At 35.4% G+C, this 25,608-nt stretch carries 20 protein-coding genes and 1 other annotated feature; of the genes, 8 read left to right on the top strand and 12 right to left on the bottom strand.

What is annotated here, in order from left to right; genetic code table 11:
- Position 1: 1 nt before the first annotated feature.
- Positions 2–1,672: a ribonuclease J1 gene (gene rnjA / locus I580_RS15875; protein ID WP_010770913.1), complete on the top strand. Its 1,671-nt coding sequence runs from the start codon at positions 2–4 to the stop codon at positions 1,670–1,672.
- 245 nt (positions 1,673–1,917) lie between these two features.
- On the opposite strand, the gene I580_RS15870 is transcribed toward rnjA, so the two are convergent.
- Complete coding sequence (locus I580_RS15870; RefSeq protein WP_010770912.1) at positions 1,918–2,367, bottom strand: universal stress protein; 450 nt, start codon at positions 2,365–2,367, stop codon at positions 1,918–1,920.
- Between the two features lie 178 nt (positions 2,368–2,545).
- Here I580_RS15870 and I580_RS17125 point away from each other — a divergent pair, with 178 nt between their 5' ends.
- Entirely contained in the window at positions 2,546–2,695 is a 150-nt protein-coding gene (locus I580_RS17125; protein ID WP_010765983.1) for a hypothetical protein, read from the top strand.
- 307 nt (positions 2,696–3,002) lie between these two features.
- Here I580_RS17125 and I580_RS15860 read toward each other — a convergent pair whose 3' ends face one another.
- The 4 genes from I580_RS15860 to I580_RS15845 form a co-directional block, all read right to left on the bottom strand.
- The gene (locus I580_RS15860; RefSeq protein ID WP_010760372.1) at positions 3,003–3,203 is read right to left on the bottom strand and encodes a cold-shock protein; all 201 of its coding nucleotides are present in this window, start codon (positions 3,201–3,203) and stop codon (positions 3,003–3,005) included.
- Between the two features lie 148 nt (positions 3,204–3,351).
- Complete coding sequence (gene radC, locus I580_RS15855; RefSeq protein WP_034860098.1) at positions 3,352–4,020, bottom strand: RadC family protein; 669 nt, start codon at positions 4,018–4,020, stop codon at positions 3,352–3,354.
- A gap of 85 nt (positions 4,021–4,105) precedes the next feature.
- On the bottom strand, positions 4,106–4,765 hold the full coding sequence (locus I580_RS15850; protein WP_010770910.1) for an HAD family hydrolase: 660 nt from the start codon (positions 4,763–4,765) through the stop codon (positions 4,106–4,108).
- A gap of 61 nt (positions 4,766–4,826) precedes the next feature.
- Positions 4,827–6,146, bottom strand: coding sequence for a bifunctional folylpolyglutamate synthase/dihydrofolate synthase (locus tag I580_RS15845; protein ID WP_010770909.1), 1,320 nt, complete (start codon positions 6,144–6,146; stop codon positions 4,827–4,829).
- A 386-nt stretch (positions 6,147–6,532) separates the two neighbouring features.
- On the opposite strand from I580_RS15845, the gene I580_RS15840 reads away from it, so the two are divergent.
- From I580_RS15840 to I580_RS16560, 4 genes are all read left to right on the top strand, one after another.
- Positions 6,533–9,100 carry a YfhO family protein gene (locus I580_RS15840; protein WP_010770908.1) on the top strand — a complete coding sequence of 856 codons (2,568 nt, stop codon included), beginning with the start codon at positions 6,533–6,535 and terminating at the stop codon, positions 9,098–9,100.
- Positions 9,101–9,121: 21 nt separating this feature from the next.
- On the top strand, positions 9,122–9,715 hold the full coding sequence (locus tag I580_RS15835; RefSeq protein ID WP_010770907.1) for a TVP38/TMEM64 family protein: 594 nt from the start codon (positions 9,122–9,124) through the stop codon (positions 9,713–9,715).
- 310 nt (positions 9,716–10,025) lie between these two features.
- The gene (locus I580_RS15830; RefSeq protein WP_010770906.1) at positions 10,026–10,478 is read left to right on the top strand and encodes a DUF1307 domain-containing protein; all 453 of its coding nucleotides are present in this window, start codon (positions 10,026–10,028) and stop codon (positions 10,476–10,478) included.
- 18 nt (positions 10,479–10,496) lie between these two features.
- Complete coding sequence (locus I580_RS16560) at positions 10,497–13,550, top strand: BspA family leucine-rich repeat surface protein (protein WP_010770905.1); 3,054 nt, start codon at positions 10,497–10,499, stop codon at positions 13,548–13,550.
- 62 nt (positions 13,551–13,612) lie between these two features.
- On the opposite strand, the gene I580_RS15810 is transcribed toward I580_RS16560, so the two are convergent.
- Positions 13,613–16,258 carry a valine--tRNA ligase gene (locus I580_RS15810; RefSeq protein ID WP_010770904.1) on the bottom strand — a complete coding sequence of 882 codons (2,646 nt, stop codon included), beginning with the start codon at positions 16,256–16,258 and terminating at the stop codon, positions 13,613–13,615.
- Positions 16,259–16,409: 151 nt separating this feature from the next.
- Positions 16,410–16,630, bottom strand: a binding site (T-box leader).
- 134 nt (positions 16,631–16,764) lie between these two features.
- Here I580_RS15810 and I580_RS15805 point away from each other — a divergent pair.
- Both I580_RS15805 and I580_RS15800 read left to right on the top strand, forming a co-directional pair.
- Positions 16,765–17,694, top strand: a complete 930-nt coding sequence (locus tag I580_RS15805; RefSeq protein ID WP_010770903.1) for a tyrosine-type recombinase/integrase — start codon at positions 16,765–16,767, stop codon at positions 17,692–17,694.
- A 79-nt stretch (positions 17,695–17,773) separates the two neighbouring features.
- Positions 17,774–18,778: a D-alanine--D-alanine ligase family protein gene (locus tag I580_RS15800; protein ID WP_010770902.1), complete on the top strand. Its 1,005-nt coding sequence runs from the start codon at positions 17,774–17,776 to the stop codon at positions 18,776–18,778.
- Here the strand turns inward: I580_RS15800 and I580_RS15795 are convergent.
- The 6 genes from I580_RS15795 to I580_RS15770 all read right to left on the bottom strand — a co-directional run bounded on the left by I580_RS15795 (position 18,758) and on the right by I580_RS15770 (position 25,583).
- Positions 18,758–21,058 (bottom strand): tetratricopeptide repeat protein, encoded by a 2,301-nt coding sequence (locus I580_RS15795; protein ID WP_010770901.1) that lies wholly within the window; start codon positions 21,056–21,058, stop codon positions 18,758–18,760. The genes I580_RS15800 and I580_RS15795 overlap by 21 nt on opposite strands.
- A 62-nt stretch (positions 21,059–21,120) precedes the next feature.
- Positions 21,121–21,603 (bottom strand): hypothetical protein, encoded by a 483-nt coding sequence (locus tag I580_RS15790; RefSeq protein WP_010770900.1) that lies wholly within the window; start codon positions 21,601–21,603, stop codon positions 21,121–21,123.
- Between the two features lie 15 nt (positions 21,604–21,618).
- Positions 21,619–23,193, bottom strand: coding sequence for an AAA family ATPase (locus I580_RS15785; RefSeq protein WP_010770899.1), 1,575 nt, complete (start codon positions 23,191–23,193; stop codon positions 21,619–21,621).
- Between the two features lie 13 nt (positions 23,194–23,206).
- Positions 23,207–23,647 (bottom strand): hypothetical protein, encoded by a 441-nt coding sequence (locus I580_RS15780; RefSeq protein ID WP_010770898.1) that lies wholly within the window; start codon positions 23,645–23,647, stop codon positions 23,207–23,209.
- Positions 23,644–23,841 carry a hypothetical protein gene (locus I580_RS15775; RefSeq protein WP_010770897.1) on the bottom strand — a complete coding sequence of 66 codons (198 nt, stop codon included), beginning with the start codon at positions 23,839–23,841 and terminating at the stop codon, positions 23,644–23,646. The genes I580_RS15780 and I580_RS15775 overlap by 4 nt, the downstream gene beginning before the upstream one ends.
- Positions 23,842–23,852: 11 nt before the next feature.
- Complete coding sequence (locus I580_RS15770) at positions 23,853–25,583, bottom strand: hypothetical protein (protein WP_010770896.1); 1,731 nt, start codon at positions 25,581–25,583, stop codon at positions 23,853–23,855.
- Between the last annotated feature and the right edge of the window lie 25 nt (positions 25,584–25,608).

Genomic DNA, 25,608 nt, shown 5'->3' with positions numbered 1-25,608 from the left:
TATGAAAGTAAATATAAAAAACAACGAAACTGGCGTTTTTGCGATAGGCGGTTTAGGCGAAATCGGAAAAAACACTTATGGGGTTCAATTTCAAGATGAAATCATCATTATTGATGCTGGAATCAAATTTCCAGAAGATGATTTGCTTGGAATCGACTATGTTATTCCAGATTACAGCTATATCGTTCAAAATCTGCATAAAGTCAAAGCGTTAGTTATCACTCATGGACACGAAGACCACATCGGCGGTGTCCCTTACTTATTACGTCAAGCGAATATCCCGATTTATGCTGGTCCATTGGCTTTAGCTTTGATTACTAACAAATTAGATGAGCACGGGTTATTACGCGATGCCGAGTTGCACGAGATCAATGAAGATACAGTGATTCGTTTCCGCAAAACAGCAATCAGCTTTTTCAGAACAACTCACAGTATTCCTGATGCTTTAGGTGTGGTTGTTAAAACACCATCCGGCAATATTGTTGCCACAGGGGACTTCAAGTTTGACTTTACCCCAGTTGGTGAACCCGCAAACTTACATCGTATGGCAAAATTAGGTGAAGAAGGCGTATTGTGTCTACTATCTGATAGTACCAACGCAGAGATTCCAACTTTTACAAAATCAGAAAAAACAATTGGCTCTTCTATTTTGAAGATTTTTGAAAAGATTGATGGAAGAATTATTTTTGCAAGTTTTGCTTCTAATATTTTCCGTCTACAACAAGCAGCTGATGCCGCTGTTGCAACTGGACGTAAAATTGCGGTGTTTGGTCGTAGCATGGAAAATGCGATCGTTAATGGTGAACATCTAGGGTATATCAATGTACCAAAAGGCACTTTTGTTGACGCCTCAGAGCTCAATCAACTCCCTGCTAATGAAACGATGATTTTATGTACAGGATCTCAAGGTGAGCCAATGGCCGCTTTGAGTCGGATCGCTAACGGAACTCACCGTCAAATTTCGGTCCAACCAGGTGATACAGTGATTTTCTCAAGTTCACCGATTCCTGGAAATACGACAAGCGTCAATCGTTTGATCAACTTGCTTTCAGAAGCTGGGGCTGAAGTTATTCATGGAAAAATCAATAACATCCATACCTCAGGACATGGTGGTCAAGAAGAACAAAAGTTGATGCTCAGCTTAATGAAACCTAAATACTTCGTACCAGTTCATGGTGAATTTAGAATGTTGAAAATCCACGCATCATTAGCACAAGATGTTGGTGTTCCTGCTTCCAATTGTTTCATTATGGAGAATGGGGACGTATTGGCTTTAACAGCAGATGATGCTCATATCGCTGGACACTTCAATGCGAATGATGTTTATGTGGATGGTAATGGTGTCGGTGATATCGGCAACGTTGTCCTACGTGATCGTAGAATTCTTTCTGAAGAAGGCTTGGTTCTAGCTGTAGCGACAGTTGATATCAAAAACAAAGAAATTTTAGCTGGTCCAGATATTTTATCTCGCGGTTTTGTCTATATGAGAGAATCTGGCGAAATGATCCATGAAGGACAACGCATACTGTTCAATGCGATTCGTGAAGCATTACGTGATGAAAATTGTACAGAATCAAAATTGTGTGATGCCATTACAGCGGCTCTACAGCCGTTCTTATTTGAAAAAACAGAACGTCATCCAATGATTTTACCAATGATCATGACTTCATAATGTTACATTCAAGGTAAAAGTGACCTGCTCCAAGAAATAAGAGTCAGGAGCTACTTTTTCCACCGTTTACTTATTTTAAGGGGCTGAGCGATAACTCTTCGAGTTATCACTCAGCCCCTTAAAACTAGAATAAATAGCGAAGCAAAGATGACTACTTCGGAAATCCTGGTAAAATACTCCCTTAGTCACCAAAATGGAAAAACAATTATCGTGCCTTCATTTTTCCCTCCCCTATCTTAGCTTTTTTAAGCTTCATTATTGACCACTAAAACATTAGCTTTCGTATGATTGACAACGTAAGCAGTCGTCGAACCGACCATCAGCCGCTCAAAGCCATTTAAACCAGTTCTTCCAATAACGATTAAATCGATTGGTTCTTCAGACTCTGTAAAATCAGCGATCAGTGTTTTTGGATAACCATACATAACATACGTAAATACTTTAACTACACCTTGTTCAAGAGCTTTTGATTCTCTTTTCTTCATTTCTTCTTCTTCTTTTGAGCGAAGATCTTCCATCAAGGTGCCCATCGACATTGTTAGTTCTCCAAAATAATTGCCCATCTCTTCAATAACAGACAATATGTGTAAAGCAGCACCATTTCGTTTGGCAATTTTTATGGCTTCCTGAAAAGCATTTTCTGATTGTTCAGAACCATCTACAGCAACTAAAATATTCTTGTATGACTCTCCCATGATAAAAAACCTCCTTCTTTGGTACATTCATTATACTACAAGAAAAGGGTTTCAACAAAAATACTGCCGCATTAAAAACTTTCTTCTTTACACTTCTTGTGAGCCATGATATAGTAATCATGGAATTTCGTTATCAGATATCGTTGCCTTTCATAAGAATCAAGAAAGGAGAATTATTATGACATTTGGTAATAAAGTATTAAAATACCGTGTAGCACTTGATACAAAGAAAAATTTGTTTATGGCCATCGATGCAAATGACCAAACAAATGTAGCTTATGGTATCACGATTACACAAGCAGTAAAAGAATTGAAAAAATCTATTTAAGGAGTTATCAACCTAAATGAGCGATTCAAGTTCTAATACGATTTAAAGGTGTCTAGTGAATGTTACTCACGGATGCCTTTTTTGTTTTAAATTTAGCTATTTTAATCCTAATTAGGACTTTTACTTCGCAATCTATTTATTCTCTACATAAATTATTAGATATAAACTATAGGCATTTCAATCATGAGGGTTACTACGCTCCCATTTGTCGTCTGGTGCTGTTCAACATCTGCTTTGGCTATAATCATAGTGTTTCACAGCAAAAAAAACATCTAGCAAATTTGCTAGATGTTTTGGAATGGATGAATTAGTTTTTTACAACGTTAACTGCTTGAGGTCCACGATCTGAATCTTCAACGTCGAAGCTTACTGATTGGCCTTCTTCGATTGTTTTGAATCCTTCACCTTGGATAGCTGAGAAATGTACGAATACATCGCTACCGTCTTCGCGAGAGATAAATCCAAATCCTTTTTCTGCGTTAAACCATTTTACTGTTCCTTGTTCCATTCTTTTGTTCCTCCTCGTGCTTAAGCACTAAATATTGTAACATTGCCCGTGTACGATAGAGGGTTTTAAAATTAAAACTTCTATATTGTCCCAAACAAGATTACACTAACATTGTACATGCGAACCCTTATTTTTGCAAGAAATCTAGTTAGTCTGCAGCAAAAAAATTTTCTTCTCTCATGCTGGTGTAAACTTGTTCTCCAATAATGATATGATCTAATACTTCAATCCCCATCATCTTTCCACATTCCTGCATTCTTTGAGTGAAATGAATATCACTTTCTGATGGTGTCGGGTTACCAGATGGGTGATTATGTGCGAGAATCAAACGTGCTGCAGAATACTTCACTGCACTGCGGAAAATCTCTCTAGGATGAGCGACAGACTGGTTTAATGATCCTTTGAACACGGTCTCTTGCTTAAGCACTTCATTTTTAGTATTCAAGTATAAACAAACCAGATGTTCCTGCTGAAGATCTTGCAATTCGTAAATTAAATTTTGTGCAATTTGATAACTAGAAGAAACCTTTCCTAATTTCAACTGAGTACTTTGCTGGATTCGATATCCAAATTCAATCGCTGCCCTCAGCTCAATTGCTTTGATGCGACCAATCCCTTTGATTTCCATCATTTCAGTCAATGTCGCGTTTTTCAACTCATATAAATGATTGAAATAATTCAAAAATTTAGACGCTACTTCCATCACATTGCTATTCTTGGAACCTGTTCGTAGTATGATTGCCAACAATTCTTGATTTGATAAAGCTTTTTCACCTACAACTTCTAACCGTTCTCGTGGTAAACAATCTTCTGGCATTTCTCTGATAAATAGTTTCTCCTCTTTGATCAAAAATCACTCCTTTATGCGCTTCTACTAAAAGATACGTAAAGGAGTGAGGATTTTATTTTTTTAAATAATCTGGAACTTGCGTTAAACTATCGAAAATTTCTACTGTTTTTTCTTTGATTTCGTTTGTTGGCATTAACAAATCGGGAACCATAATTACAGGAACACCCGCTGCGTGTGCAGCTGATACACCATGAAATGAATCTTCAAAAATCAATGTTTTTTCCGCATTCGTTCCTAAGTGAGCTAATGCTTTTTGAAAAATTTCTGGATCTGGTTTTGCTCTAGTCACATCTTCTGCTGAAACAATGCCAGAAAAACGCTCCTTGATCCCGGCTCCATCTAATAGTAATTCAATCGCTGGACGAACATTACTTGAAGCGACAACTCTTGGAATCTCTTGTTGATCAAGAAAATCAAGTAATTCCAAAACGCCTTCTTTTAAAGGCACTTCTCCTGATTCAAAAACTTGGTAAGTATCGTCATAGGACCGTTGAATAAACTCATCGACTTTTGCTTTACCGAAATCTTGATAGATTCGATGATAGTTTTCTTGAACCTCTTCATCTGACACCCCTAAAAATTCTAAATAAACCTCTTTACTATATGGAAAGTTCATCGCATCTGCTATTTTTTGCGTTGACTGATAATAAATCAACTCAGTATCAAATAATAAACCATCCATATCAAAAATCACGCCATCGATTTCTTTCATTCTTATCCTCCTAATTGAAAAGCTGATTGAGCTCGTTAAGCTTTATATTTTTCTCGTTAAACTAGTTCCCTTCACCAGATCCTAAATTCATTAACAATTCCCTCACCTGCGATACAAAATAAAGTGATCCTGTCACTAACATCAAATCATCGGCTGACATTTTTTCTAAAATCTCACCTAATCCAAATTGCCACAATGAAACGATTTCCGTTTTGTCATCTTCAAAGTGTTCCATTTTTGTTAACTCAATCGCTCTAGGATAATCAAAGGTAGTCAAATATAAATGAACATTAGGCACTCCTCGTAAAATAGTAATCATCTGATCAATATTTTTTGAAGCTAGTGCAGAAAACAAAATATGGATTTCACGATTAGGAAATTCTTTTTTTAAATTTTCGGCCAAGCGACGCATCGCATGATCATTATGCGCACCATCTAAAATAATCAACGGCTCATCACTAATTTTTTCCATACGAGCAGGCCACTGAGCCTTAGCTAACCCTTGGCACACATCTCTGTCTGTAAAATTGATTTTTCTCATCTCACAGTAAAGATAAAATAGCTCGATAGAAACTGCCGCATTCTCAACTTGATGACGGCCTAATAATGGTACTTTGACTTTAGATATTTTGCCGGCTTCACCGTAAAAATTAAACGTCTCACCCCAATTTTTATCTGGATGTAAATACTCAGCTTTATAATCTTTCTCGTAGCGGTATACCTTACTATGTTGTTTGCTTGCAATTTCATCGATCACAGCAAACGCAGCCGCTTCAATATTTCCAGTCACAACTGGAATTGACTCTTTAATAATGCCAGCTTTTTGAAAAGCGATTTTTTCAAGTGTATCCCCTAAAATTTCGGTATGATCTTTTCCAATCGTCGTAATTGCAGTCAACATTGGTTTTACAACATTGGTACTGTCTAATAAACCGCCAAGACCAACTTCTACAATAGCGATATCAACCTGTTCATCTAAAAAATACTCCAAAGCCATAGCAGTTAATGTTTCAAATTCAGTGATCCCTGCGCTACTAGGCGTTTGATCCATCTCTTCGATCAGCTGTTGATATTTTTCTACATACTGGATAATATAGCCATCTGAAATCCCCTGCCCATTGATAGCAATTCGTTCGTTGAAATGCTCAATATATGGAGAAGTAAAGGTACCGACTTTCAATCCTAACTCTTCTAACATACAGCGCAAATACGTTACTGTAGAGCCTTTGCCATTTGTTCCTGCAATATGAATCGTTGGAACTTTTGTTTCAGGATGACCAACTTTTTTTAATAGTGCTTCCACACGCTCAAGACCTGGTCTGGAACCAAAAGGTAGTCTACTATGAATCCATTCGATTGCTTCTTCTATCGTTAATGACATCTTATCAACTCCTCAATACCCATTATATAGAAAGCAGAGAAGCTTTTCACTAATTAAAGTCTATAAATCCATAAATGTTCAATTGTGAAAAAAATATTGTGCTATTTTATAAAAAAGAGTAAACAAATAGCTCATCTCTTTTAAATAAAACCTGTTGTGCTAAAATAAACAGGGTTATGTGTACGAAGTCCTTATTGATTTTTTTGCATCAATACTTGATCCCGTGATAGACTAGATTCTTAGAGCGTTTCAAGCACCGTTCCATTTATAAATAATTCGTTTCAAAATAGCATTGTTGCAGGTAGTTCGTTTGATTTACAAGGATTGATTGAACCTTTATCCTAAAACAGTTATAAATCATTAGAATAGAGGAGCAGTATAAAAATATGTTAAACAAAAGAAAAAATGTATTGATTAGTTGGAGTTTTTTCCTACCATTCCTATTATTAATTATCCTTTGGTCAATTTTAAGGTTAGCCCCTTTTGGAAATAATAATCTCTTAGTTAGCGATTTAGGGACACAGTATATGCCTTTTTTAAGTTCACTTAAGCAATTTTTCCAAGGAGATACCTATTCACTTTATTCGTTTTCTGATGCGCTTGGTGGAACGATCTTACCGTTAAGTGCCTACTATTTACTAAGCCCTTTCAATATTTTAGTGCTGTTTTTCTCTTATGAACAGTTACCGATTGCGATCCTACTGATTATTACCTTAAAAATTTCACTAATGGGTAGCTCGATGTTTTATTATCTCCACAAAACATATAAGGATTCTACATTATCTACATTGCTTTTTTCTACATCCTATAGTTTATGCGGTTTTGTAACGGTATATTGTTTGAATTTCATGTGGTTGGATGCCCTTATTTTACTTCCATTGCTAGTTTTAGGTATACAGCAACTATGGGATCATAAAAAGTATGGACTTTATTGTGTAACATTATTTTTGTCGATTGTGACCAATTATTATATGGGGTACATGCTCTGTATTTTTGCTGTATGTTATAGTCTTTACTGGTATTATCAAAAAAATGAAGTATCTAAAAAGAAATCAGTCTGGCACTTTATCAAAGAAGGACGCTTATTTTTTCTGACTTCTTTTCTTACGGGGATCAGTACAAGTTTTATTTTGATTCCAGCTATCGAAGGAATGTTAGCAACAAAGAAAACAAATTTCGAGTGGCAAACATTTTTACCTACACCTAATTTCGGTCTTAACTTTCTATCTCAATTGGGCCTTGGCAGTGTAAATTTTGAATGGCGTTTAGAACATTTACCAACGATTTTTTCTGGAATCTTAATGTTCTTATTATTTGTTGCATATTTTCAGCTGACCGCCATTTCTAAAAAGGAAAAATGGGGAGCCGCATTTCTGATTGGATTTATTTTCTTAAGTTTTTGGTTGGAATTAGTGAATACAATTTGGCACATGTTCCAAAGTCCAGCTGGTTTTCCCTATCGTAATACCTTTATCTTTAGTTTTTTAATCATAAAATTTGCCTATGAAGCCTTTTTGAAATTGAAAGCTGGTGCAAAACTAAGAATCATGATCCCTACTATTCTCTCTGGACTGCTGCTCATTGGTTATGTTGCTTTGAAATTTTCTGAAGAAAAAATATTTCTTTTGTCTGATTACTATTTTATTATCAGTCTGCTTAGCATTTGGCTTATCTTTAGCTTGATTATGTTTAGCCAGAAATTCAGCGGTGTAAAAAGAGTCTGTGTTTATGGATTATTATTTTTAGTCGTTTACTCAGAATTAGTCTTTAATTTTTGGGTTAGCTTTAAGGACATTCCTTTTGGTAATCAAGAAAAGTTTGCGCAAACCTTTCAAATTCAAGATAGTATTATTTCAGATTTACAAAATAAAGAACCCAACTTATTTCGACTAAAACAAACGATCGATTCTGATGCTGCTGGTTACAACGAGAAAAACAATGGATACAATAATCCGATTTTATATGGGTATGCTGGTGTCTCAAGTTACACTTCTACTTTGGATGCAAAAACGCAAGATACACTTCATGCTTTGGGTTTATATCAAAAAAATGATCGCAGAATCGCTTATGTGGATGAATCAAAAGTGATTAATTTACTTTTGAATGTATCGTATCAACTAACACCTGAAATAAAATCGTATCAAAAGAACCTTTCAAGTGATTCATCTACAAATGTTTATAAAAATCCTGAAGCAATCGGCATGGGCTTTTTAGTGCCTTCATCGTTTAGTGCTGTAGAACTAACAAAAAAGCAGCCTTTAAAAAATCAAGAAACAATTTTACAAAAAATCCAACAAAATAAGCAAAATTATTTTCAAGACACTCAAAAAATAGTTTGGGAAGCCCCCACTGATAATCAGTACACACTTACAACAAAAACAACTGCTAACGGTGAGTTGTATCTATATGCGCCAGAAATCAATTGGAAAAAAATAACATCTTTTAAAGTAAATGGGGAGAACATTCAGCCAGCCGTTTTTATCGCAACCAATCAGCTATTTAATCTTGGCTACTTTAAAAAAGATACTACTATCCAATTGCAACTAGAGTCTGAAAAAGAACTGGAAGACCAAACGATAACATTAAAAACATTACAGCAGGAAACCTTTGATTCATTGATTACGAAACAAAAGTCAAAAGCAATCCAACTTAATCAACAGACCTCTGGAACCTTGACAGGTGAAATAACGGTTACAGATTCTAAAAATACTTTGCTCTATTTGGCGATACCTTATGACAAAAATTGGCAAATCACAGTTGATGGAAAAAAAGTTAAAGCAATATCGGTCTTAGGTAATTTTACAGGGATCGACTTAGCTGCTGGAAAGCATCAAATCACGATGCACTATCAGCAACGAAATTTTATCTTAGGCGTTTTGATTAGCATTTCTGTTCTTTTCAGCGTATTATTTTATCAACTATTAAAACGTTACAGGAAACGAAAATCAGCGTAAAAATGAGAGGAATTTGCAGTCATGGGGGCAAGAATTCTTAAGCGAATCATCTATATACTGCCGATTATAGGCGTCATCTGTTTTACTGGGCTGGTTATTTATGGCTATTCCAAAGGAATTTTCCATTCTGTTGAATCCTTACAGAATTTTATCAAACAATTTGGCGAGTACGCTGTGTTTATTTTTATTTTTCTACAGATACTACAGGTCATCGTGCCAATCTTACCAGGTGGTATTTCAACAGTTGTCGGCATGTTGATGTTCGGTAATATTCAAGGTTTGCTTTATAGCTATGTTGGTTTGATCATCGGTGAAATCATTGTTTACTGGTTAGCTCGTTATTATGGCAAGTCCTTTGCTCGGCTGATTTTAACAAAGAAACGTTATTTGAAATTTGAAAAAATGTTGGATCGTCCAGAAAAAGGAATCAAGAGACTGATGATGCTTACTTTACTAGTCCCATTTGCACCAGATGATCTAGCTTGTTTAGTAGCAGGACTGGCTGAGCTTCCTTTTAAGGAGTATATGAAGATTCTGTTGATTTTTAAATTTTGGTCGGTTGCCACTTATGGCTATGCGATCTTGTTCTTGTTTAATCGATTTTTGATTCATTAAACATACTTATACGCAAGTACGATTTTGATACTAGTTATCAAAATTGTACTTGTTTTTTTTATTAGTTTATCTCTCTGATTCATTTCACATCTTATTTTCCAAAAAAATCATACAGCATAACAGTCACCTCCGTCTTTCTTCATCTGTTATTTCCCTCTTTCCATTTAATGAAATCAAGACAAGATTTATTTTCTATTACTTTTTATATCTCATTTCAAATAAGTTATTTTTAATTTCCAAAAAGTATAGAATTAATTATAAAAAAAATGGTATTATTAACACAACCTAACTCGCATAAGGAGGTGAAAATATGAAGAAAATGGGGATATTAGCTAGCATAATTTTTGGGGTCTTACTATTTATATCTGCTTGCGGATCTAAAAATCAAACAGCTACATACACTCTAAAACAAGACGATGAAATGGTAACGATTCAAAATATTTATAACGAAGATACAATCTTAAAACAAACTGTTACAACAACGATTCAATACAAAACGATGGGTGTAAAAACAAAAGCTAAGGCGGAAAAATTATTGCAGCCAAGCAAAGAACTATATGCTCATAAAAAAGGAATCAACTATGCAATTGATTTTAAAGATAACAAAGCCGTGGAAACAATTGAAATTGATTTTAAAAAATTTTCTCAAAGCAATGCCAAAATGTTACCATTGATTTCTTTACCTGATGGTGATTTAGATTCAGCAAGTGAAAAACAAAATGCAGACAAACTGATACATTTAGGATTTGAAAAAAATGACTAAGCTACAAGAGGAGGAATTATGAAACATAAACAAATGATCAAGGGGCTAATGATCACAGGGATGATTGGTCTTTTGTGGTCCCAGTCTTCCATCGTTTTAGCGGAAGAAAAAAATAAATTTGCCACTAAGATATCCGATTCCACTGAAACAAAACAGTTAGATGAAACAGACTCCACAGATGAATCCATTCCGACAACGATTGAGATTGTTAGCGAAAAAACATCGTTAGAAATCAATGAGACCCTTTCACTCATTGCCAAGATCACTTCAGAAAATACAACAATCAAAACAGTTACTTGGACGACGAGTGATGAAACAATTGCAACAGTTTCTGATACAGGAGTCGTAACAGCGAAAAAATCTGGAAGTGTTTCTATTACAGCAAGTACTGCTAACAAAAAAACAGTTTCAATACTGTTGACAATCTCCGAAAAAAAAGAAGCAATTACAGGTACTTACGGAACAGTTCCTTGGACATGGGAAACAGAGTCACAAACTCTTATTTTTGGAGAGGGAAATTTTCCAGCATCCGACTGGGTAAATGGAATTCAATCAAAAATTGAACATTCTTCTCGTCTAGACGGTAAAAAGATTAAAAAGATCGTCTTCACGAAACCCGTTGTAGCGAATAAATATTCTGACTATTTATTCTTTGAATTAGGAGAATTAGAAACTATTGATGGGCTGGAGTTATTGAACACAAGTCACGTGTCTGGAATGTCTTATATGTTTGGTGCAGCATTTGGTTCAGGAAATAAACTAAGTACGATAAATGTGAGCAATTGGGATACCAGTAATGTGACCGATATGTCTTATATGTTTGCTTCTGCTAGCAATCTGACAACTATTGATGTGAGTAGTTGGGACACTAGTAATGTCACGAATATGTTTGCTATGTTTAGAGATGCAAGTAGTTTAACAACTTTAGATGTCAGCAAGTGGAATACCAGTAAAGTATCACGTATGGCTGACATGTTCCGCGGCGCAGGTAGTTTAATAGCACTTGAGACAGGAAATTGGGATATCAGCAACATAACTGATATGTCCTATATGTTTGAGTATGCTAAGAGCCTGACCACCCTTGATGTGAGTAAGTGGGATACGAGTAATGTGAAAAATATGTTTCACACGTTTAACTTTGCAAGCAGTCTAAAAGTTCTTGATGTTAGTAACTGGAATACAAGTAATGTGACCAACATGAGGAATCTCTTTTACTCTACAAGCAGTTTGTCAGTTCTTGATATCAGTAAATGGCATACGAATAATGTGACAGATATGGCTTATATGTTTGGTTGGACAACTAATCTAACAACCCTTGATGTAGGTAATTGGGATACTGCTCAAGTTACAAATATGCAAGCAATGTTTCTTCATACAGAAGGGCTATCCACTCTTGATGTCAGTAAATGGAATACAAGTAATGTGACAGATATGGCTTATATGTTCCGAGGTGCCAGTAATTTAACAGCTCTCGATGTTAGCAATTGGGATATGGGCAAGGTCCAAGATACATCCTTCATGTTTTATAATGCAAAAAATCTGAAAATGCTTGATGTGAGCAAGTGGGATACACATAGCATTGGATATATGCAGAATATGTTTAATTTCACTTCAAGTCTGATAACACTTGATACAAAAAATTGGGATACTAGCAATGTGAAAAATATGGCCCACATGTTTGATGAAGCTAGAAATTTACGAACTATTGATGTAAGTAACTGGAATACAAGTAACGTCTACAGTATGACTAAAATGTTTTATAACACACGAAACTTAACAGAAATCGATATAAACAAATGGGATACGAGAAAAGTAACAAAAATGGAGCGACTATTTGCCTATACGAATTCTTTAGATACTTTGGTTTTAGGTGAAAATACCTTAAATATCCTAAAAGAAGCTAGCTTTCCAGAGAAAAAAAATACTACCTATACTGGAAAATGGGTATTGGTTTCCCCTGACTGCCAAAACAGTTATTCCAGTAGCGCTGACTTAATAGCCAACTACGATGGAACAAAACCTGGAAAGTATATTCGGGAAAAGTATGGGGATACCACAAAAGTTTCTGGAATCGAGTTATCTCCTTCTACTTTAGAGTTGAGTGTTTCTAAAGAAGTAGCATTACAAACTAAGATTATACCTGCGACCGCTAATAATAAAAACATCTCTTATACCACATCAGATAGCTCTGTGGCAACTGTTACAAAAGAGGGTGTAGTGAAAGGTCTAAAAAAAGGAACAGCCGTGATTACTGCAACAACCAACGATGGTAATTTTCAAGCAAAAAGTACTGTGACTATTATAGAGCAGAGCTCTTTCTTGATCGATTTGTTCTATTTAGGAATTGATGATTATGTAACAGGTAGCATTGATACAAATTTATCCGCTAAAAAGGTTCAACTCATCATAAATGATGCGTTAATTACGACTTCGACGATCTTTAAAGATGGCAGTTTTGAATTGGATACAGATGGTATGATCACTAAAATCACTGATAAAGTCGAAGTTATTGCATTAGATCGAAAAAATAAAGAATTAGAACGGACAACTGTAGCTATAGAAGAAAAGTCCTATGCTTTAAATGTTGATCCATACACTTTGTACGAAGATACGACCGTCACAGGGCAAACAGATTATTTCCATACCCATGTAGCCTTAATCATCAACGGCGAAGAAATAGAACGGAAATTATTATCATCAGCAAGAACGTTTAGTTTTGATACAAAAGATTTAATCGATTATGCCGATGATGAAGTTGAAATCGTTGGGTATCGTTATGAGACGGAAGTTACTCGTCAAGGAGTGTCGATTCAAGAACCTACAATAGAAATGGATCTAGCACCATATAAAGTAGATGACCCCTACGTAACTGGTAAAGTAACAGGAAAATCTGCTACCTCTGTTCGTTTATACGTAAACAGAAGACGACAACAAACCGCAAAATTAGCCGAAGATGGGGCATTTAAGCTGTTGGGTGTTGCTATTTTATCACCAACAGATAATGTAGAGATTGCCGTTTTAAATGAAGAAGGAATCGAACTACAACGGTTCTCTGTTGATGTTACTAATTAAGTAACGGAATAAAAAAATAGAGGAGACATCAGAAAAACTGATGTCTCCTCCATTTTTTATCTTTAATTCACTGTACGAAGTTGCGCAATTCGTTCTTTCACAACAACTTGTTTTTCTAAATAATCTTTCTCTTTTGCTTTCTCAGCTTCCACAACATCATCCGGCGCATTCGAAACGAAACGTTCATTCGCTAATTTTCCTTGCACGCGTTTGACTTCTTGTGTCCATTTCTCTAATTCTTTCTCTAGACGAGCAATTTCTTCTTCCACGTTGATCAAACCAGCTAGTGGCAAGTATAGCTCTGCCCCTGTTAAAACAGCTGACATCGCTAGTTCTGGTGCAATAATATCACTTGAAATCGTCAACTCTTCTGGATTACAGAAACGCTCGATATAATTTGTGTTTTGGATCAAGAATTTATCCACTGCTTCATCATTTGTTTTGATTAGCAATGTGATTGGTTTAGACAGTGGTGTATTCACTTCTGCACGAATATTACGCACTGCGCGAATCACTTCTTTCAAGACTTCCATCCCACGAGCAGCTGTTTCATCTGAAAATTCTTCATGAACAACAGGATAATCGGCAACAACTAAGGATACACCTTGATGCGGAATATTTTCCCAGATTTCCTCTGTCACAAACGGCATGATTGGGTGTAATAGACGTAAAATTTGGTCTAGTGTGTGTACTAAAATACTACGAGTTGTTTGTTTCGCAGATTCATTTTCACCGTAAAGGATTTCTTTACTCATCTCGATATACCAATCACAGAAATCATCCCAGATAAAGTTATATAACTGGCGACCCGCTTCGCCAAATTCAAAACGATCGAATAAGTCTGTCACACGCGCAACTGTTTCATTTAGACGTGTCAAAATCCAACGATCTGCTACCGTTTTTTCACCGCTAAAGTCAATATCTTCATAAGACATGCCTTCAACATTCATGATCACAAAACGACTAGCATTCCAGATTTTGTTGATAAAGTTCCAAGATGCATCCATTTTTTCATAGCTGAAACGCATATCTTGACCTGGTGTAGAGCCGTTTGACATAAACCAACGTAATGCATCTGCTCCGTATTTATCGATCACTTCCATTGGATCAATTCCGTTACCTAAAGATTTACTCATTTTACGTCCGTCTTCTGCTCTGATCAGCCCATGCATCAAAACATTTTTAAATGGCGCTTTTTCAGTAAACTCTAAGCTTTGGAACATCATACGGCTAACCCAGAAGAAGATAATATCGTAACCTGTTACTAATGTACTTGTTGGGAAATAACGCTGATAATCAGCTGCTTCCTCATCTGGCCAACCCATTGTTGAAAATGGCCATAATGCAGAACTAAACCAAGTATCTAATACATCAGAATCTTGTGTCCAATTTTCTGCATCAGCTGGTGCTTCCATGCCAACGTACATTTCACCCGTTTCTTTATGGTACCAAGCTGGAATTTGATGTCCCCACCATAATTGGCGTGAGATTACCCAATCGTGAACATTTTCCATCCAACGTAAGAATGTTTGGTTAAAGCGTGGTGGATAAAATTCTACTGCATCTTCTGTGTCTTGATTTTTGATGGCTTTTTCAGCAAGGGGTGCCATTTTAACAAACCATTGTGTGGATAAACGAGGTTCAACGACAACGCCAGTACGTTCTGAATGTCCAACGCTATGATTCATTGTTTCGATTTTAATCAAGCGACCCATTTCTTTCAGATCAGAAATAATCAATTTACGTGCAGCGAAACGATCCATCCCTGCGTATTTACCAGCTAAATCGTTCATAGATCCATCTTCATTCATGACATTTACGCGAGGTAAATCGTGACGGTTACCAACTTCAAAGTCATTGGGGTCATGAGCTGGCGTGATTTTTACCACACCTGTTCCAAACTCCATGTCCACATACTCATCAGCAATGATCGGGATTTCTTTATCTACTAAAGGTAATGTAACTGTTTTGCCGATCAACGCTTGGTAACGTTCATCTTCCGGATGAACAGCTATCGCAGTATCACCTAACATGGTTTCAGGACGAGTCGTTGCGATTTCCACAACGCCTGTGCCATCTGTCAGTGGATAACTCATATGGTAAAACGCACCTTCGATATCTTTGTGGATAACTTCAATATCAGATAACGCTGTTTTCGCTTTAGGGTCCCAGTTAATGATATACTCACCACGATAGATCAAGTCTTTTTCATATAAAGAAACAAAGACTTTGCGGACAGCTTCAGACAAGCCTTCATCCAAGGTAAAGCGTTCACGGCTATAATCTAAGGAAAGCCCCATTTTTGCCCATTGTTCACGGATATGAGAAGCATATTCTTCTTTCCAATCCCAGACTTGCTCTACAAATTTTTCACGACCTAAATCATAACGGGAAATATCTTGTTCTGCTAATTTTTCTTCAACTTTCGCTTGTGTTGCAATACCAGCGTGATCCATCCCAGGTAGCCATAATGTATCAAAGCCTTGCATTCTTTTTTGGCGAATAATCATATCTTGTAACGTCGTATCCCAAGCATGACCTAAATGTAATTTCCCCGTAACGTTTGGCGGCGGAATTACGATAGAATAAGGTTTTGCTTCTTTGTTGCCATTTGGTTTAAATAAATCTTGATCTAGCCATTTTTGATAGCGTCCTTGTTCAACTTCTGTGGGTTGGTATTTCGTTGGCAGATTTTTTTCTTCTGTCATACAAGTTCCTTCTTTCTGTTTTTAATTCAAATGAATGCTGAAGCGACACTCTAAGGTCACAACGCTTCTTATCAGTCGCCTTATACCGTTCAACATCAGATTGCTTCACAATCTGCGATGAACATGAAAAAAGCCCTAAAATACTTTCGTATTTTAGGGCGTATAGACGTTATACGCGGTACCACCTAAATTGTGTCTGAAAAAATCAAACACCGCTTCATTCGTGAGGTAACGATCACTACTCGAATCATCTACTACATTCAAATCATTGACTCCCAAGCTACCTTCTTACTGGTTATGTGAAAATCTTCCACCAAATGATTTTCTCTCTAGGACGATGCCAGTAATACTCCTCTTGATCATGGTCTTTGCTTCATTTTAACATTGAAATGAGCGATAAGTCAATTTGAACTACACTTACCTTGTGCAAAAGAATTCTCACACAAGTATTTCATTTCTACATGCTGTGTGCTTTAGTATTAGGTAGACTTAAAGGGGGAATTCACATGTTAGAGAAAATGAAATTAGAACAATATTTTGACTATTGTCGCTATCAAAAAAAACTGGATAGTAAAACACTAAAAGCCTACAAAATAGATCTTCGACAATTTTTTGAGTACATTGAACAAACTGATGTTGACTTGATTAATCGGTCAACTATTGAACATTATATACAATTTCTAGCTTGTTCTTATAAAGCGACTTCCATCAAAAGGAAATACGCTTCTTTAAAAACGTATTTTAGCTATTTGGTATATATGGAATTTATTTCCATAAACCCATTTACTAACATAAGACTTCAATTGAAAGTAGAGACTATCTTACCACGAGTTTTTTCTTTAGATACATTGGAACAACTCTTAAAAACTGCTTATTCGCAATCTTACAATCCAGTACATAAGCAATCTTCTTTTCAAAGATTTTCCACAGTTCGAAATATTGCTGTTTTAGAGCTTTTATTTTCGACAGGAATCAGAGTTTCTGAATTATGTAATTTGACTATGGAGAATACAGATTTGGCGAATCAAAAAATTTTAATCAAAGGAAAAGGTTCCAAAGAACGCATTTTATACTTATCTAATCAAGAAGTCATCACGGCGATGAAAAAATACGTTGCACTTCGTGATCACTCTAAATCTGATTGTCCACATTTTTTCATTAATCGTTTAGGAGAACGACTATCGGAACAGTCTGTTCGAACGATTATTAAGAATATTGGGAGAAAAGCAAATCTATCTGTTCGGTTAACTCCTCATATGTTTCGGCATACACTAGCTACTACACTTTTGGATGAAGGCGTAGATTGTCGGTATATCCAGAGCATTTTAGGTCACAGTTCTATAAAAACAACGGAACGATATATTCATGTGAGTTTAACGATGCAAAAAAATGTTCTGTTGAAGAAACATCCTAGACATCATTTTTCGTTTGGTTGATAGTTGTGAATGTGCATACTCTGATATACCACCTTATGAATGAAGGATAATAAGCAATTATCGGAGGTTGAGTGTAAGGATGAAAAAGAAGAGTGAGATAAATATTCTATTTTTAGCTAAATATGCACCAAAAAACATAGCAGAGGCAATACCAGAAAATATCTATGACAAAGTTTATGCGCAATATCATCATAAAGTTTATGAAGTTTTAACGAATAACTATGGAAAGATTGTGTCTACAACTGATCCTGGTGGAATCCTACATTTGAATACAGAAGTCGACTATATTTTTTCTTTATATAATAAATTTCCAATCAGAAACTCTGAAATTTTCATCTCTTCTGTTTCAGAATACTTGAAAATCCCTTATCTGGGTGCTTCACCAAATATAAGAGCTTTAGCTGAAGATAAACATTTAGCTAAGCTCCTGTCAAAGCATGAAGGAGTTCCCACCGCCCAATGGAAAACATACAATGTGGACCAAGCGATAATTCCCCCTGAGTTTGCCCCTCCTTATTTTGTAAAACCAAGGTTTGGTGCTGCATCTGCAGAAATTGATGAATCGTCTATTTGTGCATCTTGGGAACTTGCAGCAAAGAAAATAAATGAACTTTACAAAAAAGATATTGATGTCATTTTAGAAGAACAAATCAAAGGGATTTACTATACTTGTCCAGTTTTGAATAATTTTGGAGCACCTCTTTTTTTAACACCCATAAAAGAAACTTCCACTTTAAAAGATAACGTGGTGACACATCAACAAAAGCGGAAGATTCAAGGGGGGTTATCTAGAGAAATTAGTTCAGACACAACCATTAATCAGATATTATTAGGGTTTTCAAAAAAGTTATTTAAGCAAATACAGCCACTTGATTACACCAGATTTGATTTCATCGTTGATGAAGACACTGGTATTCCTTCTTTATTGGAATTCAATGTTTGTTGTAATCTCGGAGAACGTTCAACCATTGCTCAAAGTTCACTGGCTTCTTCCATTTCTTATGAAGATTTACTAATTAATATTGTTGATTCCAGTATGAGCAGGCAAAAATTGATTTCTTCTTCAGAATGTCACCAGCTTTAATGGATCGACATACCAATAAACCAAATAACAAGGTTGATAAAACTTTTGCCATTGCTCAAAAGATATAGATTCATCAAATTCTTCATGACACAACAATTCGATCAGTTGTTGTGTCTGTTTTGGATATTTACGATCTAAAAACTTTTGACAGTTCTCAATACATTTATTTATGCCATCTGTCTGACAACACTGCTCTATAAATAATCTGTTAATATAGTATTTTTGTCGTACTCGATCAACAGGGTGTTCTTCAACCCTTTCTTCTAGTTCCGTTATTTGTTTTAAGGCGAGTTCTTTATTTGTAAGCAATGTAATACATGCCTGATTTATATCAGCAAATATTTCTGGCATACTATCTTTACTTTGTTTCTTTGCTAGTTTGAAATATCGAGTCGCATAAACCATTTTTTCATTGTAAGCATAATAAATCCCTAAATCATTAAAAAGAGCATAAGAATGATGAGTACCATATTTTTGCAATAATATTTCTGCTTTCCCCAGATACTTGTGTGCTTTTTCAAGGTTTCCAATTTGACAGTACTCTTTGCCTTTATTACATAAGGTAGTAGCATAGCCGAAACTATCATTATGTTGTTCAAATGCTTCTGAGGCTTGAGTGTATATTTGTATAGAGTCATCAAAAAGAAGAACAGAATTACGTAAAAGGTAGCCAAAATTAGCTGATTCTTTAACCCACGAAACACACTCCTCAAATATTCTTTTTGCCGTTTTCGATTGATTAAGATGAATATACGAACTAATCAGATAAGATAATAGAAGACATTTTCTATCAATTGATTTTGTTTGTTCAATAGCTTCTTCAAGTGCTACAACGGCTTCATCTAACCTTCTACAGCGATTTAATAACACCCCTCGTAAATTTCGGTAATTTTCATCTTTGTTGTTCTCGATCTTTTCTAAAAAATTTAGCGCATCAGAATACTTTCTCTCTTTACAATAGATGATACAACTTATTAGGCAATCTTCTTCCATATCTGGAGATAAATTAGCATCTTGAATTAATTCTTTTGGTATATCTTCTCCTGTTGTCAGCATGATATCTACTAATCTTCTAGCTATATTTTTTAGTTGATCACTATCTAATTTTTTGCCGATTTTATAATAAATCAAAAGACCTTCTTTATTAATCAACGAAAGATTCATCCCATTAAAATATTCAAGAATAGTATCCTCATATAAATAAGAAAGTTTTAGATTCAATTCAGGTAAAATACAATCCAGAGATACACAAATTTGAACTTCTTGACACCAAGTTTTCTCCCCTTTTATTAAAACGACCCCTTGGGATTGAAGTTTTTTTAAATCTTTATCTAAATCCTGCGAGCCATAAATTTGGGTAATATCTTTCACTAATGGTAATTGAGTAACAATTTCTTGAAGAAATTGTTTAGGTAGACTTCCTCCGCTATAGTACAGTACTTTTAGCAATTCTATTTGAATGCTGGTGTATTCTTCAACAGTTGCTGTTTCTTTGCGAATGTCTTTAACAATTTTATGAATATTTTTTTTGTTACTTTCTAAAATTTTTTGAGCTATTGGCTCAGATAACTGTTTTTTTGTAATTAGCTCAGCTAGTTCTTGAATGAGTTTTATTTGAGGCTCTGAAAAATCAATGGTTGTGTGCTTGATTTGATATTCTTGGATAAAATTTTTTAACTTTAAACAATTATCATTTTCCTCTGTTTGGATAAAAACTAGATGAAAATGTTTAATCTGGCTTAATGAAAGTAAAAAGTTAAAATACCGCTCATTGATATTTTCCATATGATCTAAGAATAAGACAACATTCTTAAATTTTTCTACAGATAATCTGTCTATAAAGTAGTTTTTCAAACATGTTTCGAGTAATAACTCATCATACTCGTTATAAATGTGTTTAGCACTTTTTTTACTACCTACGTGCTTGAGTAGAGAAGCGCCGTAAGGTAAAAAATCTAAGGCTGATAAAACAAGCGAACCTTCTCTTTCTCCATACTCTTTGTCTACATATTTTTTGAAATCCTCATTAATTTTTTCATAATCGGAAGAGCTCTTTAAAATAAATGCCGGGAGTTCGCAATCGCTATCTAACAGTCGATATAATAATAAAGAATCTTTGTCTTTCTTTTTTTCTCTATAAATAAAATTGCTTATAAAAGAGCTGACTCCACAAGCCTTTACTGCCTCTATAATACTAATTTTCGTAGAGTCACTAGCTATGCTTTTTTCAAGCTTCTCTCTTTCTGCGTCTCTATTAGCATAATTAGTTACTTCTCTCATCCTTACACTCAACCTCCGATAATTGCTTATTATCCTTCATTCATTTTTATTAAAAAAATCTTCTATCCTTTAACTACTGAAACTAACCCATTATCACTCACCGCTCTGCAACAATCACTGTATACTTCAATAAATGCGTAAGCTGGGTTCATTGCTATGGCTCTTGCTTTTTCCATACCACTCGGTAATGTCTCCCCTTGCTTATAGTGCTCTATAATTCGACCACTTAGGTCAACAGTATGAACCTCATAAGGAGCACCTAAATAACATTTCGAAGCATAACCTAATAACAGTCCTGATAACTCTACTTCGGGAAATTCTTTAGCAATTGCGCCCAAAATATCATCTACCTTGTTTTGTGCAATGGTAGCCTCTCCACTGTCCAGATGGCTAAAGTTGTCCAAATATTCTTTACTACGCATACGCCTCAACACTTTTTCAATTTGAGCATCTCCACTGATGGCCATCGAGTTACTTTTTGTATTAGCACTAAAAACGGAATCAAATTGACTTTCATTTGTTCTATTAAGCAATGGTTTCGGCATTCTATTTCACTCCTATCAAACTAAGACTTTCCTTGTTTTTTGAGATTGTTGTTCTCTCATTGAAACTTCGCTTCCAATTGGTTTTCCAGATGCCGGGACTGCTCTTGATTTTCCCCATTCTCTGATAGACTCTATTTTCTCTGGACTTGTTTGAGATAATGGGACTACATTTTGGAATATTTCTAGAATGGTTGTTTCATCCAAACTAAAATTATCTTGGGCTAGTTTATTATAGGCAAGTTCTCTGACTGTAGACTCCAAATCAGCACCAGTAAATCCATTGGTTAATTCGACGATTGACTCTGCTAATTGACCTTCAAAATCCAGTTCCAAATATTTACGCATATAAATAGAAAGAATGTCTTTTCTTTCTTCTGCTGTTGGTAAATCAACAAAGAATAACTCGTCAAAGCGTCCTCTACGTAATAATTCTGAGGGTAATAAACGAACATCGTTTGCCGTTGCAACAACAAACACTTGTTTTTTACTTTCTTGAAGCCAGAACAAAAACTGTCCCACCATCCTTGTCGATACGCCTCCATCGTTACCAGACGTAGCACCAGAAAGTCCTTTTTCAATTTCATCTATCCACAATATACAAGGTGAAACATTTTCAGCTGTTGTTAAGGCATCTTTCAATTGTTGTTCAGATTGCCCTACATAACTCCCTTGTACAGTTGCAAAGTCTAATCTGTATAGTGGTAATTTCCAATTCGCAGAAATAGACTTTGCTGAAAGTGATTTACCGCATCCTGGTACCCCAACAAGTAAAATCCCTCTTGGTGACTGTAATCCTCTTAATTTCATTTCGGCTCTTTTCTCTGGAGCTAACAATGTTTTTTTTATATCCAACCATTTTTTTAATCCCTCTAGCCCACCAACATCTTTTACACTATCCTCGACTTCTATTTTCTCTAAGCCAGAAATATCCGAAAATAAGCGATCTTTCGCATATCTTACTTCATCCATATCTGATTTTTTTATCGACTTATTCGCAATCAAGGAAGAGATAATATTTTCAGCCTCAATCCGTGTAACTCCCGATAATAAAGACGCCGCTTCACGAACATCCATATCATCCCATTCAATTAAAATCTCTGATCGGTATTCGTCAATAAATTCTTTTATAATCTTATGCATATCCTCTTCATCTGGTAAATCAACCTTGATCATCATGCCTAGTCTTTTCAACTGATTCCATACAGGATTCGTTGAAAAGATAACAATAGAACCACCCGTTTCATTTGCTAAGGTTACTAAATCTAAAAGTTGTTTTGCTTCAGAATTATCATTGGATAGATCGGGTACTTCCGTTAGTATAAGAGTCAGATTCTGTTTCTTTTTCATTTGTTCACTCATGAAATCTATCGCTGCATAATAGGACTTATCTTCTGTTAAAAGTTGCTCACTTGTTAGTTCATAGATTCCTTTTGATAATGTATGGACATAAAAAGGCAATGATAACTCTTCTGAGACGCCTTCTAAAATTTCCAATGTTCTTGCTCGTTCAATCGTATTAATTACCACTAACGGAATACGCGCAATCGAGTACCTTTTCATCAAATCTTTGCATTCATTTATACTCCCCATAACAGTTGCTCCTCTAATTTACTTTATGATTTTTAACAATACTCAACATTTTTCCTGAGTAATCGCTTTTGGCACTATCTTCTAATGACTTTTGTATATTATCAGCATGTTCTCTGACTAACACTTGAAAACGTTCTTGCTCATCTTTGGGAATGGCAGGAATCGTCACTACTTTTCCAAGCTGCTGCAACTCTTTTCTAAGACTTAAAAGTGCTTGAATATAGCTGGCTTCGTTTCTCACACCCATTGATTGATTTTTATGAAATTTATCAGTAGCGCAAACTAAACGATAATTCACAACATCAAACAATTGTTTTGTAAATCTTTCAGCAACCCCTGACTGCCATTCTATTGTTCCAAGTTTCATCGCTTCTAACACTTCATTATCATTACATGCCTCTTTCAATAATTGAAAACATTCTACCCATTCTTTATAAATTGTCGGACTTTTCATCGCTTTCTTTTCCTTCTTACTACGATTGTTTCTGGTGGAACAACATCCCAATCTGGCAATCCCATAGCAAATGGATTCTCTTCGGCTTTATTTTTTAAATCGCTATTCTGCATTGTAGTTAGCTGTTTCTCACAGTTATTACAATAAGTTGAAGCCTCGTTTATTAAATTTTCACATTTTAAACATTTCTTCATTTTTTATTCCCTCATTCATCTATTTTTATTCGACGAATCGATCCTGATAGTTTTTGTACATACTGATCTGGCGAAATTTGTTCAAGATAGTCGATTACTTCGTTTCCTCTAGCATCAGCCAATTCAAACTCCTGTCTAAAATCAACAATTTCTGCCAAAATAGCACGGATAATTTCTTTACCAGTTATAATCTGCTGATCGTATTCACTTTTTACTTGGGCTCTAACTTGAGTCATCTTCTTTTTCTCACTGACCGAGCTACTTGCCACCCAAATGCCGGCAATAGCTGCTAAAATTCCAAATAATGGATTACCTGTGATCATCATCAATAAGCCGATTCCACCGATTACAGCCCCGATTTGTACCCCATATTCACGAATAACTGGTAAGACTAAACTTGCAAGCTTTTCATCTCTTTTAGATGAGATAAACTGTTCATAATCTGCAAGTACCTCTTGTTCACCACTACCATCAGTTGATATAAAAATAAATTTATTTACTTCACACTGAATTTTAGTTGGAACTTTGGCCCTATTTTCTGCTGCGACGTCATTATAAGCATTGATGATCCAATTTTTTGATAATGCAATTGCAAATTTTTGAGTGGAAACACTTGCGCCAGAATTTTCTGGCTTCATAGCAGCATCCGTCAGCAATTGTGAAAAATCTTTCTTAACAGTAAAATTCGTTTCTTCTACCTGAATTCCTCTTTTAGCTGCCTCTTCGTCACCATTATGGTCAATTATTAGTTCATTTAATCTTTCTTTCTGTCTAAACGGAAGTTCTTCCTCATCAAATTCACTAACCAATGTAAAAAGGATATCATCTAATTGCTCTACTAACTTTTTCTTGGAAGCTTCTTTGTTGAAAATCCCTTGAAAGTAGTCCAAGATCACTTCATGTAAATGTGCTCCTTTTAATACAGCTTCTAGTTCAAGCCAAGTTGAACTATATTTCTTTAAATACGGATAATTTGAAGTCGTTTCAACTGGCGTATGTAGTTTAATCGCCTCAGACCATTGCACGATCAGCTGTTCTTCAAAGCCAGCTTTAGCAGATATATTTTCAAGCCAATCCATTAATTGCCTTGCTATCATCCCTTCAGTGTCCACACCCAGTAATCCACTTGCAAAGGCATCGATAATAATAATCGTTTCTCTGTTCAACTCTTCTTCATTTTGATTTGCAAAATAACGTTGTGTCCATTTCAAACTAGCAGCTTTTCTATCTGCTCTTCGACAAACTAAAGCAAATAACAAAGATGTCTTCTCATCATCTCGGCGAATCGCTTCCTTAATTGCTCTTTCTGCTAATTCTTGTTTGTTACTTATCCACGCTGAAACTGCAACTAAACAGGGGGCTAACCAATATCCTGGTGCTGATAACATCAACTCTTCCGTTGCGGTTTCTATAGTCTCTTTTCTTACAATCTCTAAATCATCTGCTTGTAAAACACCTGTTGCTGTTCTGCGAATTTCTCCATAGTGACCAAATTTCTTTTCAATTTCTTGCCTAATTTTTACTAATCTAGTTTCTGCCAATTCTAACTTATGTTGTTTATTGGCTTGTTGTACGTAGTCATGAAATTCTTTCGCCAATTCAGCCAATTCTTGATAGACAACTTGTACATTTCCATCTACTGTAGAAATCATTCCATTCATTGCATCAATATTATTATGAATAGCAGATAAATTATTTTCTATTGCACTTAAATTTGCCGTACTTATAACTCTTTCAGCCATTTTCGTCCTCCTAATCCTTTTTTCT

It is taken from the genome of Enterococcus caccae ATCC BAA-1240 (assembly GCF_000407145.1).
Classification (GTDB): domain Bacteria; phylum Bacillota; class Bacilli; order Lactobacillales; family Enterococcaceae; genus Enterococcus_L; species Enterococcus_L caccae.
This window is presented reverse-complemented; position numbering and strand designations above follow the sequence as displayed.

What these genes read in the sequence shown, in the direction of transcription:
- rnjA (WP_010770913.1), top strand. Translation starts at nt 2, where the DNA reads ATGAAAGTAAATATAAAAAACAACGAAACTGGCGTTTTTGCGATAGGC.
- I580_RS15870 (WP_010770912.1), bottom strand. Translation starts at nt 2,367, where the DNA reads ATGGGAGAGTCATACAAGAATATTTTAGTTGCTGTAGATGGTTCTGAA.
- I580_RS17125 (WP_010765983.1), top strand. Translation starts at nt 2,546, where the DNA reads ATGACATTTGGTAATAAAGTATTAAAATACCGTGTAGCACTTGATACA.
- I580_RS15860 (WP_010760372.1), bottom strand. Translation starts at nt 3,203, where the DNA reads ATGGAACAAGGAACAGTAAAATGGTTTAACGCAGAAAAAGGATTTGGA.
- radC (WP_034860098.1), bottom strand. Translation starts at nt 4,020, where the DNA reads ATGCCAGAAGATTGTTTACCACGAGAACGGTTAGAAGTTGTAGGTGAA.
- I580_RS15850 (WP_010770910.1), bottom strand. Translation starts at nt 4,765, where the DNA reads ATGAAAGAAATCGATGGCGTGATTTTTGATATGGATGGTTTATTATTT.
- I580_RS15845 (WP_010770909.1), bottom strand. Translation starts at nt 6,146, where the DNA reads ATGTCATTAACGATAGAAGAAGCAATCGAATGGATTCATAGTAGACTA.
- I580_RS15840 (WP_010770908.1), top strand. Translation starts at nt 6,533, where the DNA reads ATGTTAAACAAAAGAAAAAATGTATTGATTAGTTGGAGTTTTTTCCTA.
- I580_RS15835 (WP_010770907.1), top strand. Translation starts at nt 9,122, where the DNA reads ATGGGGGCAAGAATTCTTAAGCGAATCATCTATATACTGCCGATTATA.
- I580_RS15830 (WP_010770906.1), top strand. Translation starts at nt 10,026, where the DNA reads ATGAAGAAAATGGGGATATTAGCTAGCATAATTTTTGGGGTCTTACTA.
- I580_RS16560 (WP_010770905.1), top strand. Translation starts at nt 10,497, where the DNA reads ATGAAACATAAACAAATGATCAAGGGGCTAATGATCACAGGGATGATT.
- I580_RS15810 (WP_010770904.1), bottom strand. Translation starts at nt 16,258, where the DNA reads ATGACAGAAGAAAAAAATCTGCCAACGAAATACCAACCCACAGAAGTT.
- I580_RS15805 (WP_010770903.1), top strand. Translation starts at nt 16,765, where the DNA reads ATGTTAGAGAAAATGAAATTAGAACAATATTTTGACTATTGTCGCTAT.
- I580_RS15800 (WP_010770902.1), top strand. Translation starts at nt 17,774, where the DNA reads ATGAAAAAGAAGAGTGAGATAAATATTCTATTTTTAGCTAAATATGCA.
- I580_RS15795 (WP_010770901.1), bottom strand. Translation starts at nt 21,058, where the DNA reads ATGAGAGAAGTAACTAATTATGCTAATAGAGACGCAGAAAGAGAGAAG.
- I580_RS15790 (WP_010770900.1), bottom strand. Translation starts at nt 21,603, where the DNA reads ATGCCGAAACCATTGCTTAATAGAACAAATGAAAGTCAATTTGATTCC.
- I580_RS15785 (WP_010770899.1), bottom strand. Translation starts at nt 23,193, where the DNA reads ATGGGGAGTATAAATGAATGCAAAGATTTGATGAAAAGGTACTCGATT.
- I580_RS15780 (WP_010770898.1), bottom strand. Translation starts at nt 23,647, where the DNA reads ATGAAAAGTCCGACAATTTATAAAGAATGGGTAGAATGTTTTCAATTA.
- I580_RS15775 (WP_010770897.1), bottom strand. Translation starts at nt 23,841, where the DNA reads ATGAAGAAATGTTTAAAATGTGAAAATTTAATAAACGAGGCTTCAACT.
- I580_RS15770 (WP_010770896.1), bottom strand. Translation starts at nt 25,583, where the DNA reads ATGGCTGAAAGAGTTATAAGTACGGCAAATTTAAGTGCAATAGAAAAT.